Annotated in this window: 11 protein-coding genes, 4 tRNA genes, 3 rRNA genes and 1 other RNA gene; 12 read left to right on the forward strand and 7 right to left on the reverse strand. The window is 27.5% G+C overall.

Translation table 11 applies throughout. The annotated features are described in order from the left end of the window. The 5 genes from greA to murB all read left to right on the forward strand — a co-directional run bounded on the left by greA (position 1) and on the right by murB (position 6,596). On the forward strand, positions 1 to 483 hold the full coding sequence (gene greA / locus GJT83_RS00005) for a transcription elongation factor GreA (protein WP_211080560.1): 483 nt from the start codon (positions 1 to 3) through the stop codon (positions 481 to 483). A gap of 162 nt (positions 484 to 645) precedes the next feature. Continuing rightward, a 16S ribosomal RNA gene (locus tag GJT83_RS00010) occupies positions 646 to 2,205 on the forward strand. Positions 2,206 to 2,372: 167 nt separating this feature from the next. After that, positions 2,373 to 5,321, forward strand: a 23S ribosomal RNA gene (locus tag GJT83_RS00015). 64 nt (positions 5,322 to 5,385) lie between these two features. Continuing rightward, positions 5,386 to 5,501 (forward strand): 5S ribosomal RNA (gene rrf, locus GJT83_RS00020). The 16S, 23S and 5S rRNA genes sit together here, the layout of an rRNA operon. Before the next feature lie 33 nt (positions 5,502 to 5,534). Then, positions 5,535 to 6,596: a UDP-N-acetylmuramate dehydrogenase gene (gene murB / locus GJT83_RS00025; protein ID WP_168892435.1), complete on the forward strand. Its 1,062-nt coding sequence runs from the start codon at positions 5,535 to 5,537 to the stop codon at positions 6,594 to 6,596. Positions 6,597 to 6,659: 63 nt separating this feature from the next. On the opposite strand, the gene aroQ is transcribed toward murB, so the two are convergent. Further along, entirely contained in the window at positions 6,660 to 7,106 is a 447-nt protein-coding gene (gene aroQ / locus GJT83_RS00030) for a type II 3-dehydroquinate dehydratase (protein WP_168892436.1), read from the reverse strand. Between the two features lie 145 nt (positions 7,107 to 7,251). Between aroQ and GJT83_RS00035 the strand changes: the two genes are divergently transcribed. The 3 genes from GJT83_RS00035 to tldD all read left to right on the forward strand — a co-directional run bounded on the left by GJT83_RS00035 (position 7,252) and on the right by tldD (position 10,788). Beyond that, the gene (locus tag GJT83_RS00035; protein ID WP_168892437.1) at positions 7,252 to 8,301 is read left to right on the forward strand and encodes a rod shape-determining protein; all 1,050 of its coding nucleotides are present in this window, start codon (positions 7,252 to 7,254) and stop codon (positions 8,299 to 8,301) included. A gap of 27 nt (positions 8,302 to 8,328) precedes the next feature. Then, positions 8,329 to 9,141, forward strand: coding sequence for a rod shape-determining protein MreC (gene mreC, locus GJT83_RS00040; RefSeq protein WP_168892438.1), 813 nt, complete (start codon positions 8,329 to 8,331; stop codon positions 9,139 to 9,141). Between the two features lie 171 nt (positions 9,142 to 9,312). Further along, on the forward strand, positions 9,313 to 10,788 hold the full coding sequence (gene tldD / locus GJT83_RS00045; RefSeq protein ID WP_168892439.1) for a metalloprotease TldD: 1,476 nt from the start codon (positions 9,313 to 9,315) through the stop codon (positions 10,786 to 10,788). Here the strand turns inward: tldD and GJT83_RS00050 are convergent. Beyond that, entirely contained in the window at positions 10,783 to 11,076 is a 294-nt protein-coding gene (locus GJT83_RS00050) for a TusE/DsrC/DsvC family sulfur relay protein (RefSeq protein WP_168892440.1), read from the reverse strand. The two genes, tldD and GJT83_RS00050, sit on opposite strands and share 6 nt — an antisense overlap. Before the next feature lie 45 nt (positions 11,077 to 11,121). Continuing rightward, a tRNA-Ser gene (locus GJT83_RS00055) sits at positions 11,122 to 11,206 on the reverse strand. Positions 11,207 to 11,310: 104 nt separating this feature from the next. Here GJT83_RS00055 and rsmI point away from each other — a divergent pair. Further along, positions 11,311 to 12,171 (forward strand): 16S rRNA (cytidine(1402)-2'-O)-methyltransferase, encoded by an 861-nt coding sequence (rsmI, locus tag GJT83_RS00060; RefSeq protein WP_168892441.1) that lies wholly within the window; start codon positions 11,311 to 11,313, stop codon positions 12,169 to 12,171. Positions 12,172 to 12,203: 32 nt separating this feature from the next. Beyond that, positions 12,204 to 12,548: RNase P RNA component class A (gene rnpB / locus GJT83_RS00065), an RNA gene on the forward strand. A 16-nt stretch (positions 12,549 to 12,564) separates the two neighbouring features. Here the strand turns inward: rnpB and folD are convergent. Then, positions 12,565 to 13,419 (reverse strand): bifunctional methylenetetrahydrofolate dehydrogenase/methenyltetrahydrofolate cyclohydrolase FolD, encoded by an 855-nt coding sequence (gene folD / locus GJT83_RS00070; protein WP_168892850.1) that lies wholly within the window; start codon positions 13,417 to 13,419, stop codon positions 12,565 to 12,567. 88 nt (positions 13,420 to 13,507) lie between these two features. On the opposite strand from folD, the gene GJT83_RS00075 reads away from it, so the two are divergent. Further along, a tRNA-Arg gene (locus tag GJT83_RS00075) sits at positions 13,508 to 13,581 on the forward strand. Positions 13,582 to 13,618: 37 nt separating this feature from the next. On the opposite strand, the gene metB is transcribed toward GJT83_RS00075, so the two are convergent. The 3 genes from metB to GJT83_RS00090 form a co-directional block, all read right to left on the reverse strand. Continuing rightward, entirely contained in the window at positions 13,619 to 14,782 is a 1,164-nt protein-coding gene (gene metB, locus GJT83_RS00080; RefSeq protein WP_168892442.1) for a cystathionine gamma-synthase, read from the reverse strand. Between the two features lie 181 nt (positions 14,783 to 14,963). Then, positions 14,964 to 15,036, reverse strand: a tRNA-Lys gene (locus GJT83_RS00085). Positions 15,037 to 15,051: 15 nt separating this feature from the next. Next, positions 15,052 to 15,124, reverse strand: a tRNA-Val gene (locus GJT83_RS00090). A gap of 147 nt (positions 15,125 to 15,271) precedes the next feature. On the opposite strand from GJT83_RS00090, the gene gltX reads away from it, so the two are divergent. Beyond that, entirely contained in the window at positions 15,272 to 16,699 is a 1,428-nt protein-coding gene (gltX, locus tag GJT83_RS00095) for a glutamate--tRNA ligase (protein ID WP_168892443.1), read from the forward strand. Positions 16,700 to 16,711 lie beyond the last annotated feature (12 nt).

Below are 16,711 nucleotides of genomic sequence, written 5' to 3' on the forward strand. Positions count from 1 at the left end.
ATGATAAATAAAATACCTATGACTTTAAAAGGATCAGAAAAGTTAATTAAAGAATTAAATCAATTAAAAAATATAAAAAGAAATAAAATAATTCATGATATTATTGAAGCTAGAAAACATGGTGATTTAAAAGAAAATGCTGAATATCATGCTGCAAGAGAAGAACAAAGTTTTTGTGAAGGAAGAATTAAAGAAATAGAATTAAAATTATCTAATTGTCAAATAATAGATATTAGTAAAATAAAAAATAAAGGAATAGTTATTTTTGGATCTACTGTAAAAATAATTAATATTATTACTAATAAAATATTATCTTATAAAATTGTTGGTGATGATGAAGCCGATTTAAAAAAAAAATTAATTTCAATTAATGCTCCTATTGCTAGAGGATTAATTGGTAAAAAAAAAAATAATATTGTTTTAATAAAAACTCCTAAAGGAGAAATAACATTTAAAATACTAGAAATTCAATATGTTAAGTAAATAAAAAATATTTTGATATAAAAAATTTGACATTAAAATATATTAGAGTAATATAAAATTATTAAATAATTAATTTTGTTCTTTAATAATTTATCAGAAAATTTATGTGGGCATTCTATTTTAGAGAATGTATATATAATTTATATTAAAATTTTTTGTTTTTAAATGAAGAGTTTGATCATGGCTCAGATTGAACGCTGGCGGCAAGCCTAACACATGCAAGTCGAGCGGCATCGAAATAAATAGTTTACTATTTATTGTCGGCAAGCGGCGGACGGGTGAGTAATATCTGGGGATCTACCTTTTGGAGGGGGATAACTATTGGAAACGATAGCTAATACCGCATAATATCGTAAGATTAAAGTGGGGGATTTTATAATTTTTTGTAAAACCTCATGCCATTAGATGAACCCAGACGAGATTAGCTAGTAGGTAAGGTAAAGGCTTACCTAGGCTACGATCTCTAGCTGGTCTGAGAGGATGATCAGCCACACTGGAACTGAGACACGGTCCAGACTCCTACGGGAGGCAGCAGTGGGGAATATTGCACAATGGGCGAAAGCCTGATGCAGCTATGCCGCGTGTATGAAGAAGGCCTTAGGGTTGTAAAGTACTTTCAACAAGAAAGAAATAATAAAATTTAATAAATTTTATTACTGACGTTACTTGTAAAAGAAGCACCGGCTAACTCCGTGCCAGCAGCCGCGGTAATACGGAGGGTGCGAGCGTTAATCGGAATTACTGGGCGTAAAGAGCACGTAGGCGGTATATTAAGTCAGATGTGAAATCCCTGAGCTTAACTTAGGAATTGCATTTGAAACTAATATACTTGAGTTTCGTAGAGGGGGGTAGAATTCCAGGTGTAGCGGTGAAATGCGTAGATATCTGGAGGAATACCAGTGGCGAAGGCGACCCCCTGGACGAATACTGACGCTCAGGTGCGAAAGCATGGGTAGCAAACAGGATTAGATACCCTGGTAGTCCATGCTGTAAACGATGTCGACTTGGAGGTTGTAAGCTTGACTTGTAACTTTCGTAGCTAACGCGTTAAGTCGACCGCCTGGGGAGTACGACCGCAAGGTTAAAACTCAAATGAATTGACGGGGGCCCGCACAAGCGGTGGAGCATGTGGTTTAATTCGATGCAACGCGAAAAACCTTACCTGGTCTTGACATCCATGGAATTTAGTAGAGATACTTTAGTGCCTTCGGGAACCATGAGACAGGTGCTGCATGGCTGTCGTCAGCTCGTGTTGTGAAATGTTGGGTTAAGTCCCGCAACGAGCGCAACCCTTGTCCTTTGTTGCCAACGGTTCGGCCGGGAACTCAAAGGAAACTGCCGGTGATAAACCGGAGGAAGGTGGGGACGACGTCAAGTCATCATGGCCCTTACGACCAGGGCTACACACGTGCTACAATGGTATATACAAAGGGAAGCATCCTCGCGAGAGTAAGCGGATCTCACAAAATATATCGTAGTTCGGATTGGAGTCTGCAACTCGACTCCATGAAGTCGGAATCGCTAGTAATCGTAGATCAGAACGCTACGGTGAATACGTTCCCGGGCCTTGTACACACCGCCCGTCACACCATGGGAGTGAGTTGTAAAAGAAGCAAGTTGCTTAACCTTTATTGGAGGGCGCTTACCACTTTGTGATTCATAACTGGGGTGAAGTCGTAACAAGGTAACCGTAGGGGAACCTGTGGTTGGATCACCTCCTTTACTTTAAGTACATACTCTATAAAGAGTGTCCTTAAAAAGTTTTTAAAAAAATAAAATTTATTTCAATAAATTTTATTTTTGTTCTTTAATAATTAGGATAATTTTTGTAAAATCATTTTTTAAATATAAAAATAGTTTTTACATAGATAAACGATTGTGGGTTGTAAGGTTAAGTAAATAAGCGTATACGGTGGATGCCTTGGCAGTCAGAGGCGATGAAGGACGTACTAATCTGCGAAAAGCATCGATAAGCTGATTTGAAGCATTATTAGTCGATGATATCCGAATGGGGAAACCCAATGTATTATTTTATACATTATCGTTATTTAAATTCATAGAATAACGAGGCAAACCAGGAGAACTGAAACATCTAAGTAACCTGAGGAAAAGAAATCAATTGAGATTTTCTTAGTAGCGGCGAGCGAAAAGGAAATAGCCCAGAGACTTAATCAATTATTATATTAGTAAAAATGTCTGGAAAGTCATACGAAACAGGGTGATAGTCCCGTATATTAAAATATATTAATTGTGATCTCGAAGAGTAGAACGGGACACGTGGTATCTTGTTTGAATATGGGGGGATCATCCTCTAAGGCTAAATACTACTGACTGACCGATAGTGAACTAGTACCGTGAGGGAAAGGTGAAAAGAACCCCGGTTAGGGGAGTGAAATAGAACCTGAAACCGTATACGTATAAGCAGTAGGAGCATTTGTTATTTTAAAAATGTGACTGCGTACCTTTTGTATAATGGGTCAGCGAGTTATATTTTGTAGCAAGGTTAACTGTATAAGGGAGCCGTAGGGAAACCGAGTCTTAAAAGGGCGTTAAGTTGCAAGGTATAGACCCGAAACCCGGTGATCTAGCCATGAGCAGGTTGAAGGTTAGGTAATACTAACTGGAGGACCGAACCGACTAATGTTGAAAAATTAGCGGATGACTTGTGGTTAGGGGTGAAAGGCCAATCAAACCGGGAGATAGCTGGTTCTCCCCGAAAGCTATTTAGGTAGCGCCTCGTGTTATTCATATTCGGGGGTAGAGCTCTGTTTCGGTTAGGGAGTCATCCAGACTTACCAATCCGATGCAAACTTCAAATACCGAATAATGTTATCACGGGAGACACACAGCGGGTGCTAACGTCCGTTGTGGAGAGGGAAACAACCCAGATCGCTAGCTAAGGTCCCTAAGTTATAATTAAGTGGGAAACGATGTGGGAAGGCATAAACAGCCAGGATGTTGGCTTAGAAGCAGCCATCATTTAAAGAAAGCGTAATAGCTCACTGGTCTAGTCATCCTGCGCGGAAGATGTAACGGGGCTAAATTATACACCGAAGCTGCGACAATAAATTTTATATTTATTGGGTAGGGGAGCGTTCTGTAAGTCGTTGAAGGTAAATTGTAAAATTTATTGAAGATATCAGAAGTGCGAATGCTGACATGAGTAACGATAAAATAGGTGAAAAACCTATTCGCCGAAAGACTAAGGGTTCCTGTCCAACGGTAATCGAGGCAGGGTAAGTCGACACCTAAGATGAGGCTGAAAAGCGTAGTCGATGGAAAACAGGTTAATATTCCTGTACTCAATGTTATTGTGAAGGGGGGACGAAGAAGGTTAGGTTATCCAAGTGATGGTTGTCTTGGTTTAAGCGTTTAGATGGATTATCTAGGAAAATCCGGATGATCATTAATTAAACATTGAGGCGTAATGACGAGATACTTTATTGTATTGAAGTAATTAATACCATACTTACAAGAAAATCCTCTAAACTCTAGATAACATAGAATCGTACTCTAAACCGACACAGGTGGTCAGGTAGAGAATACTAAGGCGCTTGAGAGAACTCGGGTGAAGGAACTAGGCAAAATAGTGCCGTAACTTCGGAAGAAGGCACGCTGGCATGTAAGTAAAAAAATTTACTTTTAGAGCTGAAGCCAGTCTAAGATAACAGCTGACTGCAACTGTTTATTAAAAACACAGCACTGTGCAAACACGAAAGTGGAAGTATACGGTGTGACGCCTGCCCGGTGCCGGAAGGTTAATTGATGAAGTTATCGTTGTTATTTTTTACGAAAAGCTTTTGATCGAAGCCCCGGTAAACGGCGGCCGTAACTATAACGGTCCTAAGGTAGCGAAATTCCTTGTCGGGTAAGTTCCGACCTGCACGAATGGCGTAATGATGGTCAGACTGTCTCCACCCGAGACTCAGTGAAATTGAAATTGCTGTGAAGATGCAGTATACCCGCGGCAAGACGGAAAGACCCCGTGAACCTTTACTATAGCTTGATACTGAATATTGAATATTGATGTGTAGGATAGGTGGGAGACTATGAAATATTAGCGCTAGTTAGTATTGAGTCAACCTTGAAATACCACCCTTTAATATTTACTATTCTAACCTAGATCCGTTATCCGGATCAGGAACAGTGTCTGGTGGGTAGTTTGACTGGGGCGGTCTCCTCCCAAAGAGTAACGGAGGAGCACTAAGGTCAGCTAATCACGGTCGGAAATCGTGAGGTTAGTGCAAAGGCATAAGCTGGCTTAACTGTAAGAGTGACGGCTCGAACAGATGCGAAAGCAGGTCTTAGTGATCCGGTGGTTCTATATGACAGGGCCATCGCTCAACGGATAAAAGGTACTCCGGGGATAACAGGCTAATACCGCCCAAGAGTTCATATCGACGGCGGTGTTTGGCACCTCGATGTCGGCTCATCACATCCTGGGGCTGCAGTAGGTCCCAAGGGTATGGCTGTTCGCCATTTAAAGTGGTACGCGAGCTGGGTTTAGAACGTCGTGAGACAGTTCGGTCCCTATCTGTCGTGGGCGCTGGAAGATTGAAAGGAGTTGCTCCTAGTACGAGAGGACCGGAGTGAACGCATCTCTGGTGTTCGGGTTATCATGCCAATGGTATTGCCCGGTAGCTAAATGCGGATAAGATAAGTGCTGAAAGCATCTAAGCGCGAAACTTTCCTTAAGATTATTCTTCCCTGGATATATTTATTATTTATATATATCCCTAAAGGGACGTTAAAGACTATAACGTTGATAGGCTGGGTGTGTAAGCATAGTAATATGTTGAGCTAACCAGTACTAATAATCACCCGTGAGTCTTAACCTTACAACACCAGAATCGTTTAAATATTATATAACTATAACTATTATTTATAACCAAATTTTTTAATCCTGGTATACATAACGCAATGGTACCACCTGAATCCATTCCGAACTCAGAAGTGAAACGTTGTAGTGCCGATGGTAGTATGAGATTTACTCATGTGAGAGTAGGAAAATACCAGGATAAATTAATTAAAATTTATAAAAAAGAAAATTCATGATAATTTGTAAAAATTCTTTAAAATATTTTAACACTTTTGGATTAGATGTTAATGCTTTCAAAATTATTACAATAAAAAATATCAGTGAATTATATTATTTATGGAAAGAAAATAATCAAAAATTAATACCATATATTATATTAGGTTCTGGTAGTAATGTTCTTTTTTTAAATAACTTTAAAGGAACCGTAATAATAAATAGATTAAAAGGAATTTTAATTAATGAAACTAAAAATTATTGGAATTTACATGTTGCTGCTGGAGAAAATTGGCATCAATTAGTAAAATATACCATAAAAAAAAATATTTTTGGATTAGAAAATTTAGCATTAATTCCTGGTTGTGTTGGATCAGCTCCAATACAAAATATTGGTGCTTATGGTGTAAGTTTAAAAAATTTTTGTAAATATGTAGAAATACTTAATTTTTCAAATAAAAAAATAATACGTTTATCATATAAAAAATGTAATTTTAAATATAGAGATAGTATTTTTAAAAATTTTTATATACGTGATTATGCAATTATAGCTTTAGGAATTACTATTTCTAAAAAATGGAAACCTAATATAAACTATAAAGATTTAAATCACTTAAATTTTAATACAGTTACACCTCATGAAATTTTTAATTATATTTGTAAAATAAGAAAAAATAAAATTCCTAATCCTAAAATATATGGTAATGCAGGAAGTTTTTTTAAAAATCCTTTAATTCCTAATAAATTAGGGTTTCAAATACTAAAAAAATTTCCAAATTTACCTTATATTGTTAAAAACAATAATTTGTTAAAATTTTCAGCAGCAAAATTAATTGATGAATGTAATTTAAAAGGATATATGTATGGAGGTGCTATGATACATTCTAAACATTCATTAATTATTATTAATAAATTTAAAGCTACAAGTAATGATATATTAAATTTAGCAATAAAAATATATTATTGTGTAGGAAATAAATTTGGAATTTGGTTAGAACCAGAAGTAAGATTAATAGGAACAGTAGGAGAAATTCATCCATCAATTATTTTTTATCATAAAGACTTAAAAATTAATATTTAAAATATAAAAAATATATTCTAAATATATAAATATTCATATATAATTAAATTATTATAAATTAATTTATGATAATCTTCTAATTATTAAATCTAAAGCTAAAAAATATCCATCTATTCCTAATCCAGATATTATTCCATTAGAAATATCAGAAAAATAAGATTTTTTTCTAAAAGATTCTCTGGCAAAAATATTAGTTATATGTATTTCTATAAAAGGAATATTAATTGATAGTAAAGTATCACGTAATGCAATACTAGTATGTGTAAATGCTGCTGGATTAAAAATAATATAATCAATATTTTGAGTAAAATTTATTAAATAATCTATTAATAAACATTCGGAATTAGATTGAAAATGACTCAATTTAAAATTATTATTGTTAGCTTTTATTATTAATTTATTAATTATTGTATTTAAAGATAAATATCCATATTTTTTAGGTTCTCTTTTACCTAAAAGATTTAAATTTGGTCCATTTAAAATTAAAATATTATTTTTATATTTTTTCATTATTTTTCTCATAATATACGTATTAATTATTTATAATATATCTTTATAAAAGATATCTATATTTATTTTTAAAATAAATGTATATTAATCTAATTAATTAATTTTTTATATTTATAAAATAAAATTTTAAATTAGGATTTTTTATATGTTTAAAAAATTTAGAGGAATGTTTTCTAATGATTTATCTATTGATTTGGGAACAGCAAATACTTTAATTTATGTTAAAGGACAAGGAATAGTTTTAAATGAACCATCAGTTGTTGCAATTAGACAAGATAGATCAGGATCTGCTAAAAGTGTTGCTGCTGTAGGACATAGTGCAAAACAAATGTTAGGTAGAACACCCGGAAACATATCAGCAATTAGGCCTATGAAAGATGGAGTTATAGCAGATTTTTTTGTTACTGAAAAAATGTTACAACATTTTATAAAACAAGTTCATAGTAATAGTTTTATGCGTCCTAGTCCTAGAGTACTTATATGTGTTCCTGTAGGAGCAACTCAAGTTGAAAGAAGAGCTATTCGTGAATCTGCTCAAGGAGCTGGAGCTCGAAAAGTTTTTTTAATAGATGAACCTATGGCAGCAGCTATAGGAGCAGGACTACCTGTTTCTGAAGCTACAGGATCTATGGTTATAGATATAGGTGGTGGAACAACTGAAGTAGCTGTTATTTCTTTAAATGGAGTTGTATATTCTTCTTCTGTAAGAATAGGAGGTGATAAATTTGATGAAGCAATTATTAATCATGTACGTCGAAATTATGGATCACTTATTGGCGAAGCAACAGCTGAAAGAATAAAACATCATATTGGTTCAGCTTATTTTACTGCTAATGACGAAATATTAAAAATAGAAGTGAGAGGTCGTAATTTAGCTGAAGGAGTTCCAAGAAGTTTTACATTAAATTCAACTGAAATATTAGAAGCATTACAAGAACCATTAACTGGAATTGTTAGTTCAGTTATGATTGCATTAGAACAATGTCCACCAGAATTAGCTTCTGATATTTCAGAAAGAGGGATGGTTTTAACAGGTGGTGGTGCACTATTAAAGTCTTTTGATAAATTATTAATAGAAGAAACAGGTATACCTGTTTCTATTGCTGAAGATCCATTAACTTGTGTAGCTAGAGGTGGCGGTAAAGCATTAGAAATGATTGATATGCATGGTGGAGATTTATTTAGTGAAGAATAAATTCTATTTTATAATCTAAATTTACTTATGAAATTTTTTTTTAATAAAAAAACAAAATTTAAAACAAAAATAATTAATATTATATTATTTTTAATATTTATATCAATAATAAATTATTTTTTTAATCTAAAATATTTTATTAATATATTTACAGATCCTATAAATATATTTTTAAATAAATCTTATTCAAAATTTAATAATCTAATTGATATTAATCATATTAATAATGACTTAAAAAAACAAAATAAATATTTATATCATCAATTATTAAAAAAAGAATATGATCTTATTCAATTAAAAAAAATAAAACATGATAATCAAAAATTAAAAGAATTATTAAATATACCTATTTTAACTAAACCTTATACAAAAAAAATATTTGCAGAAAAATTACAAATTAATTTTGATTTTTATTCAGATGAAATACTAATTAATAAAGGTAGTATACATAATATACATGAAGGTCAATTAGTAATTAATAATTTTGGACTTGTTGGACAAGTAATTCATACAAATAAATTAACAAGTCGTGTTCGTTTAATATGCAGTAATAAAAGTTTTATATCAATACAATCAAATAATAGTAATATTAAATTTGTTATTAAAGGCAATGGTTGTAAATCTGATTTAATATCAGAAATATTACCAAAAAATATTAATATAAAAAAAGGAGATATTTTAGTAATATCTGCATTATATAATAATATATTACAGGAATATCCTGTTGCTATTGTAACATTAACAACAAATGATTATTTAAAATCTAGAGGATTAAATTATATTAATGCAAGTCCTTTATTTAAAATATCAGAATTAAAATATTTATTACTTATATCCTAAAACATAAGAAAACATTTTAATAAAATTAATTTTAAAATATTAATTATAATAATTAATATTTACTTTTTTATAATAAAAATATATTATTATTAATAAAATTAAAATTTAAATTAATTTTAAAATTATATTAATTTAAATAAATATTTAATTATTTTAAATAAAAAAGATAATATGGATGATTATAATATAGTAATTAATAAATTATTAATAGAAAATAACATTTCTCATAATTATTTATCTTGTATAATTGATAAAATTTCTTTAAATAATACTTATTTTGCTGATTTATATTTACAATTTATATCTAATGAATCTTGGTTATTAGATAATAGTATTATTAAAGATTGTTCTTATAAAACAGAACAAGGTATAGGAATTAGAGTAATAAAAAATAATACTATTTATTTCTCTTGTACTAATGATATGACATTAAAATCTATTAATCAATGTATAAATAATATTTTTAATAAAAAATATAATATTAAAGAAAATCTCATAAATCAAAAAATAGATTTAAACATATTAAAACATAATCAGTATTATTACACTACAATTAATCCTATTAATAATATTACTCATGAAAAAAAGATATATTTTTTAAGATATATAGATAATACAGCACGTAAATTAGATAAAAGAGTTAAAAATATTCAAGTAAAAATTAATAATTTTTACGAATTAATATTAATATTAACTAATAAAAATAAAATATCAATAGATATTAGACCTTTAGTAAATATTAAAATAAATATTATTGTTGAAAATGATAATAAACGAGAAGTTGGTTCTAGAGTTATAGGTGGTAGGATAGATTATAATTCTATTATATCTATTGATGATAAAGATCAAAAAAAATATATTGATAATATTATTTATGAAGCTACAATAGCTGCAATAAATAATTTAAATTCTATTGAAGCACCATCAGGACTCATTCCAGTTATATTAGGTAATGGTTCTCCTGGAGTATTATTGCATGAAGCAATAGGTCATGGATTAGAAGGAGATTTTAATTATTATAAAACTTCTATTTTTAATAATAAATTACAAAAAAAAATTGCTTCAAGTATATGTACTATAATAGATAATGGTACATTAAAAAATTCTAATGGTTCACTTAATATTGATGATGAAGGAACACATAGTCAATATAATATATTAGTTCAAAACGGTATATTAAAAAAGTATATGTATGATAATTATTATTCTTCTCTTGTTGGAGTTAAATCTACAGGAAATGCGCGAAGAACTTCTTATGCTTTTTTACCTATTCCTAGAATGACAAATACATATTTATTAAAAGGAAAGTCAAAAGTTATAGATATAATTAATAGTGTAGAATATGGAATATATGTTCTTTCTTTAAGTGGAGGAGAAGTAGATATAACTTCAGGTAATTTTGTTTTTTCAACTACTGAAGCTTTTTTAATTAAAAAAGGTAAAATTAAACAACCTATAAAAAATACAACATTAATAGGATCTTCAGAAAATATTATGAAACAAATATCTATGATAGGTGATGATTTAAGTTTTAATAATGGGATAGGAACTTGTATAAAAAACGGTCAACCATTACCAGTAAGTGTAGGACAACCTACTTTAAAAATAGATAAAATGACTGTTGGAGGAACTAAAAAAATTTTATAAACATATATTAGATTTAGGTAGTCCAGCAATTTTTGATGCTTGTTGTATTGGACCTTTAGGAAATAAATTAAATATATGAGTACTATTACCTTTTAAATTACCATGTTTTTTTTTTAAACTAAGTATTAACATACGAACATTAGGTATAGTATTAAATTTTTTATATAACATACGTAATAAATATATTATTTCCCAATGATCTAATGTTAATATAATTCCTTCTTTAAGAGCAATTTTCTCTGCTAATTTTTTATTCCAAAAAAAATTTTGAGATTTTTTATTATACATATATTGATTTTTTATTTATGATATTTAATTACCTTAAATTATTTAAGGAGGAAGAGAGATTCGAACTCTCGAATAGTTTCCTATTTCCGGTTTTCAAGACCGGTGCCTTCAACCACTCGGCCATTCCTCCATTTTATTATTTTATTATTTATAATAAAATAATAATTATTAATTATACATTTTTTTAAAGTTAAAAGTAAATATTTTTTAAAAAAATTAAATAAGTTTAAATATATGAAAATTAATCAAAAATTATTAGGAAAATTATATATAGTTCCAACACCAATAGGTAATTATAATGATATTAATCATAGATCATTAATTATTTTAAAAAAAGTAGATTTAATTTTATCTGAAGATAAAAGAAAAACAGGAATTTTATTAAAATATTTTAATATTAAAAATAAATTATATTCATATCATGAATATAATGAAAAAAAACATTCTGAAATTATTATTAATAAAATAAAAAATGGTTATAATATAGCATTAGTATCAGATGCAGGAACTCCATTAATAAATGATCCTGGTTATCGAATAGTAAAATTATGTCGTTTTGAAAATAATTCTATTAAAATTATACCTATACCTGGACCTTGTGCTGCTATTTTAGCATTATCTGCTTCTGGACTACCATCAAATAAATTTTGTTATGAAGGATTTTTACCAAATAAAAAAAGTAAAAGATTAAATAGATTAAATGAATTAAAATTAGAAAAAAGAACTTTAATTATTTATGAATCTAAACATAGATTATTAAATAGTTTAAATGATATTAAAAGTATTTTTGGATCAAATAGATATTTAGTATTAGCTAGAGAAATAACAAAAAAATGGGAATCTATTTATGGAGATACTATTGAAAAAATAATTTTATGGATAAAAAATGATAAAAATAGATTAAAAGGAGAAATAGTTTTAGTAATTGATGGATTACATAATAATATTTATAATGAAATACCTGAAGAATCAATTAAAACTTTATTAATATTAAAAAAATATTTACCTTTGAAAAAAGCTATCCATATTACTGCTAATATTTATAAAATAAAAAGAAACATATTATATACTTTATTTTTAAAAAATAAATATTAATTATTATTTTATGATATTATATATAATATTATAAAGTTGATTAAACAGTCGCTTTTATTTAATATAAAAGAGGAAAGTCCGGACTCCATAGGGTAATGGTGCCAGGTAATTCCTGGGAAGTGTAAACTTACGAAAAGTGCAACAGAAAAAATACCGCCATAAAATAGTAATGGTAAGGTTGAAAAGGTATGGTAAGAGCATACCGATATATTAGTAATAATATATGACAATGTAAACTCCACCAGGAGCAAGGCTAAATAAGGTTTTTATTAACCCGTATTCATAAACCTGGGTAGGCTGCTTAAGATAATAAGTGATTATTATAATAGATAAATGACTGTTCAAGACAGAATCCGGCTTATAGATCAACTTTATTTATTATATTACAATTTTTTATTTTATATAATTAAATTCATAAGCTTGCAAAGTATTCTGCATTAATGTTGCTACTGTCATAGGTCCTACTCCTCCTGGAACAGGTGTAATGTAAGAGGCTCTTTGAATTGCTGAATTAAAATTTATATCTCCTATAATTTTATTATTTAATCTATTAATTCCTACGTCTATTACAATAGCACCTAATTTAATCCATTCACCTGGTATAAAATTAGGTTTTCCTATAGCAACTATTAATAAATCAGCAGATTTTATGTAATATTTTAAATTTACAGTAAAACGATGAGTAATAGTAATAGTACAACCAGATAACAATAATTCCATACTCATAGGACGACCAACTATATTAGATGCACCTACAATAACAGCATGTAAACCAAAAGTTTTAATATTATAATATTTTAATAATTTTATTATACCTAAAGAAGTACATGGACGTAATAAAGGTTTTCTTTGACATAATCTTCCTATATTATATGGATGAAATCCGTCTACATCTTTATTAGGAGATATTTTTTCTAAAATTTTAGTTGAATTTAAAGTTTTAGGTAATGGTAATTGAATTAATATTCCATCTATATTATTATCATTATTTAATAAATTAATAATTTTTATTATAGTATAATTATCTATATTTTTAGGAAAATTATAGTCATAAGAAATAAAACCTAAATTTTTACAAATTTTACGTTTATTTTTTACATAAATTTTAGATGCTATATCATCACCAATTAAAATAAATCCTAATCCTGGTGATCTATATCCTTTTAATAAAAAATTTTTCATTTTTTTTATTATTTTAGTATATATCTTTTTAGCAACAATTTTTCCATTAATAATTTTAGCTTGCATTTTATAAAAACTCATTTAAATAATAAATTTATTATTAATTTTTGTAATTTATTTAAATTAATAAAATATTGTGTTAATATTAGGTTCTGCGCTCTTAGCTCAGTAGGATAGAGCAATAGCCTTCTAAGCTATTGGTCACAGGTTCGAATCCTGTAGAGCGCAAATATTTTAAATTTTTTATAATAAAATAAAAAAAGTCTTAACGATATTTATTAGCATAAGAAAATGCTCTATCCAAGTCAGATATTAAATCATTTGAATCTTCAATTCCCACAGATATTCTTAATAATAAATCAGAAATTTTTGCTTGTAACATTTCTTGTTTTGTTATACAAGCATGAGTCATAGTTGCTGAATGAGAAATTAAACTTTCTACTCCTCCTAATGATTCTGCTAAAGTAAATAATTTTAATGAATTTAAAAAAACACTCAACATTTTTTTAGAACCATTAAAATCAAAACTTAATATAGCTCCAAATCCTTTTTGTTGAATTTTTGCTATTTTATGTCCAATATTACTATTTAGTGATGGATGGTATATTTTTTTTACTAATTTTTGAGTTTTTAAATATTTAATAATAATTAAAGCATTTTTTTCTGCATTCTGTAATCTAGGATATAATGTTCGAATACCTCTAAGTAATAAATAACTATCAAAAATTGAACTAGTTACTCCTATATTATTACTCCACCAAGATAATTCTTCAATAATTTTTATATTTTTAGATATAATAGCACCTGCTATTATATCAGAATGACCATTTAAATATTTTGTACATGAATGAACTACTAAATCTGCTCCTAAATTTAATGGATTTTGAAAAACAGGACTAAGTAATGTATTATCTATTACACTAAGTGCTCCTGAATTACGTATTTCATTACAGTAATCAGTAATATCAACTACATTTAATAATGGATTACTAGGACTTTCTATAAAAACCATTTTAGGTTTATCTAATAAAACAGATAATAATTGATTTTTATCATACATCGTTATAAATTTTACTTTATATATTCCCTTATTTAAAAGACTTTTAAATAATCGATAACTTCCACCATAACAATCATTAGGACAAATTAATAAATCACCTGGTTTTAATATTGATGTAATTATTAAATATATTGCAGACATACCACTATTAGTAATAATTGATCCTAATCCATTTTCTAATGATGATATAACATTTTGTAATATATCTCTTGTAGGGTTACTTTTTCTAGAATAATCATGTTTTCTAGGATTATTAAAACTACTAAAATTATAAGTAGTCGTTAAATATATTGGAGGAATAACAGAACCATATTGTTTATCTGTATTTAAACCATTATGTATGGATATAGTTTTTTTATTATAATTCATAATTTTATCTATAAATAATTTTAATTATTACTCAATGATTAATAATCGTAATTTATCATAAATTTACATATAAATAAATCTAACTATTTATATTTAAATTTTAAATAATTAATAACTAAATATAATTTTTATAGATATAAATAATATTATATTAAAAATAATTAATTATAAAATTAATTATTGGGTCGTGCAGGATTTGAACCTGCGACCAATTGATTAAAAGTCAACTGCTCTACCAACTGAGCTAACGACCCTATTAAATTTTAATATGGGTGATGACGGACTCGAACCGCCGACAACCTCCTTGTAAGGGAGGGACTCTACCAACTGAGCTAATCACCCTAATAAATAATATTATTATGCTATAATTAAAAATAGAAATAAGTCAATATATTTTAATAAAAATTTAATAAAAAATCAAATTTTATTTATTTATATAATATAATAATCAAATATTTAAATTATAATAATTATAAAATAAGATATTTTATGGTAATAAAAACTCGTTTTGCACCAAGTCCTACTGGTAATTTACATATTGGAAGTATTCGTACAGCTTTATATTCTTGGTTATTTGCTAAAAAAAATTTAGGTAGTTTTATTCTAAGAATAGAAGATACTGATATTAAAAGATATAAAAAAAACTCTATTAAAAATATTATAGATGGATTAAAATGGTTAAGTATTAATTGGGATGAGGGACCTTATTTTCAAAGTAAAAGAATTGATAGATATAATTATATTATTGATAATATGATTAAAAAAAAGTTAGCATATAAGTGTTATTGTTCTAAAGAACAATTAGAAGAAAGTAAAAGAAAACAAATTTTAACAGGGGAAAAAGTAAAATATAATGGTAAATGTCGTAATTTAAATAATCTTATTTATAGAGATAAACAACCATTTGTAGTAAGATTTCGCAATCCTGATACTGGTACAGTAAAATTTAAAGATAAGATACGTGGTATTATTACATTTAATAATAATGAATTAGATGATTTAATTATAAAAAGAACTGATGGTATTCCTACTTATAATTTTTGTGTAGTTATTGATGATTGGGATATGGGAATTACACATGTTATTAGAGGAGAAGATCATATAAATAATACTCCTAGACAAATTAATATAATTAAATCTATAGGAGCTAAAATACCAATATATGCACATGTTTCAATGATTTTAAATGAATCAGGAGAAAAAATTTCAAAGAGATTTAGTAATATTAATATCTTACAATATAAAAAAGAAGGTTACTTACCAGAAGCATTATTAAATTATATTATCCGTTTAGGATGGTCTCATGGTAATAGAGAAATTTTTTCGTTAAATGATATGAAACAATTATTTAATTTAAATAATATTAGTAAATCACCTAGTATTTTAAATACTAATAAGTTAAATTGGTTAAATAAATATTATCTAAGTAAATTACCTAAAAAATATATGATCAATTATTTAACTAATTTTTTTGAAAAAAAAAATATTAATATAAATAATGGTCCTAAAATAAATGATTTATACGACCTCTTTAATAAGAGATGTAATACTTTAAAAGAATTAAGTAATTTATGCTATATATTTTATAATACTCCTAATTATTCAAAAATTCATGCAATAAATAAATATTTAAATTTAGAAACAAAAAATATTTTAAATAAATTATTAAAAAAATTTACGTTAATTAATATATGGTCATTATTAATTATTAGTTCTTCAATAAAAGAAATATCTATGGAATTAAATTTAAATTTTCCTAAAATAGCTATGCCATTAAGATTAGCTATAACTGGTATGGTTAATAGTCCTCCTATTAATGATATAATATATTTAATGGGAAAAAATAAAGTTTTACAACATATTAATAATGCAATAAATTTTATTATATTAAATAATAAAAAAAATTATAAAAAATAATTACATACTAAA

The sequence above is a fragment of the Enterobacteriaceae endosymbiont of Plateumaris pusilla genome (genome assembly GCF_012562765.1).
Taxonomy (GTDB): domain Bacteria; phylum Pseudomonadota; class Gammaproteobacteria; order Enterobacterales; family Enterobacteriaceae.

Coding starts and splice junctions, on each gene's coding strand:
- folD (WP_168892850.1), bottom strand. CDS start 13,419: ATGCAAGCTAAAATTATTAATGGAAAAATTGTTGCTAAAAAGATATAT.
- metB (WP_168892442.1), bottom strand. CDS start 14,782: ATGAATTATAATAAAAAAACTATATCCATACATAATGGTTTAAATACA.
- tldD (WP_168892439.1), top strand. CDS start 9,313: ATGGATGATTATAATATAGTAATTAATAAATTATTAATAGAAAATAAC.
- gltX (WP_168892443.1), top strand. CDS start 15,272: ATGGTAATAAAAACTCGTTTTGCACCAAGTCCTACTGGTAATTTACAT.
- GJT83_RS00050 (WP_168892440.1), bottom strand. CDS start 11,076: ATGTATAATAAAAAATCTCAAAATTTTTTTTGGAATAAAAAATTAGCA.
- rsmI (WP_168892441.1), top strand. CDS start 11,311: ATGAAAATTAATCAAAAATTATTAGGAAAATTATATATAGTTCCAACA.
- murB (WP_168892435.1), top strand. CDS start 5,535: ATGATAATTTGTAAAAATTCTTTAAAATATTTTAACACTTTTGGATTA.
- mreC (WP_168892438.1), top strand. CDS start 8,329: ATGAAATTTTTTTTTAATAAAAAAACAAAATTTAAAACAAAAATAATT.
- aroQ (WP_168892436.1), bottom strand. CDS start 7,106: ATGAAAAAATATAAAAATAATATTTTAATTTTAAATGGACCAAATTTA.
- GJT83_RS00035 (WP_168892437.1), top strand. CDS start 7,252: ATGTTTAAAAAATTTAGAGGAATGTTTTCTAATGATTTATCTATTGAT.
- greA (WP_211080560.1), top strand. CDS start 1: ATGATAAATAAAATACCTATGACTTTAAAAGGATCAGAAAAGTTAATT.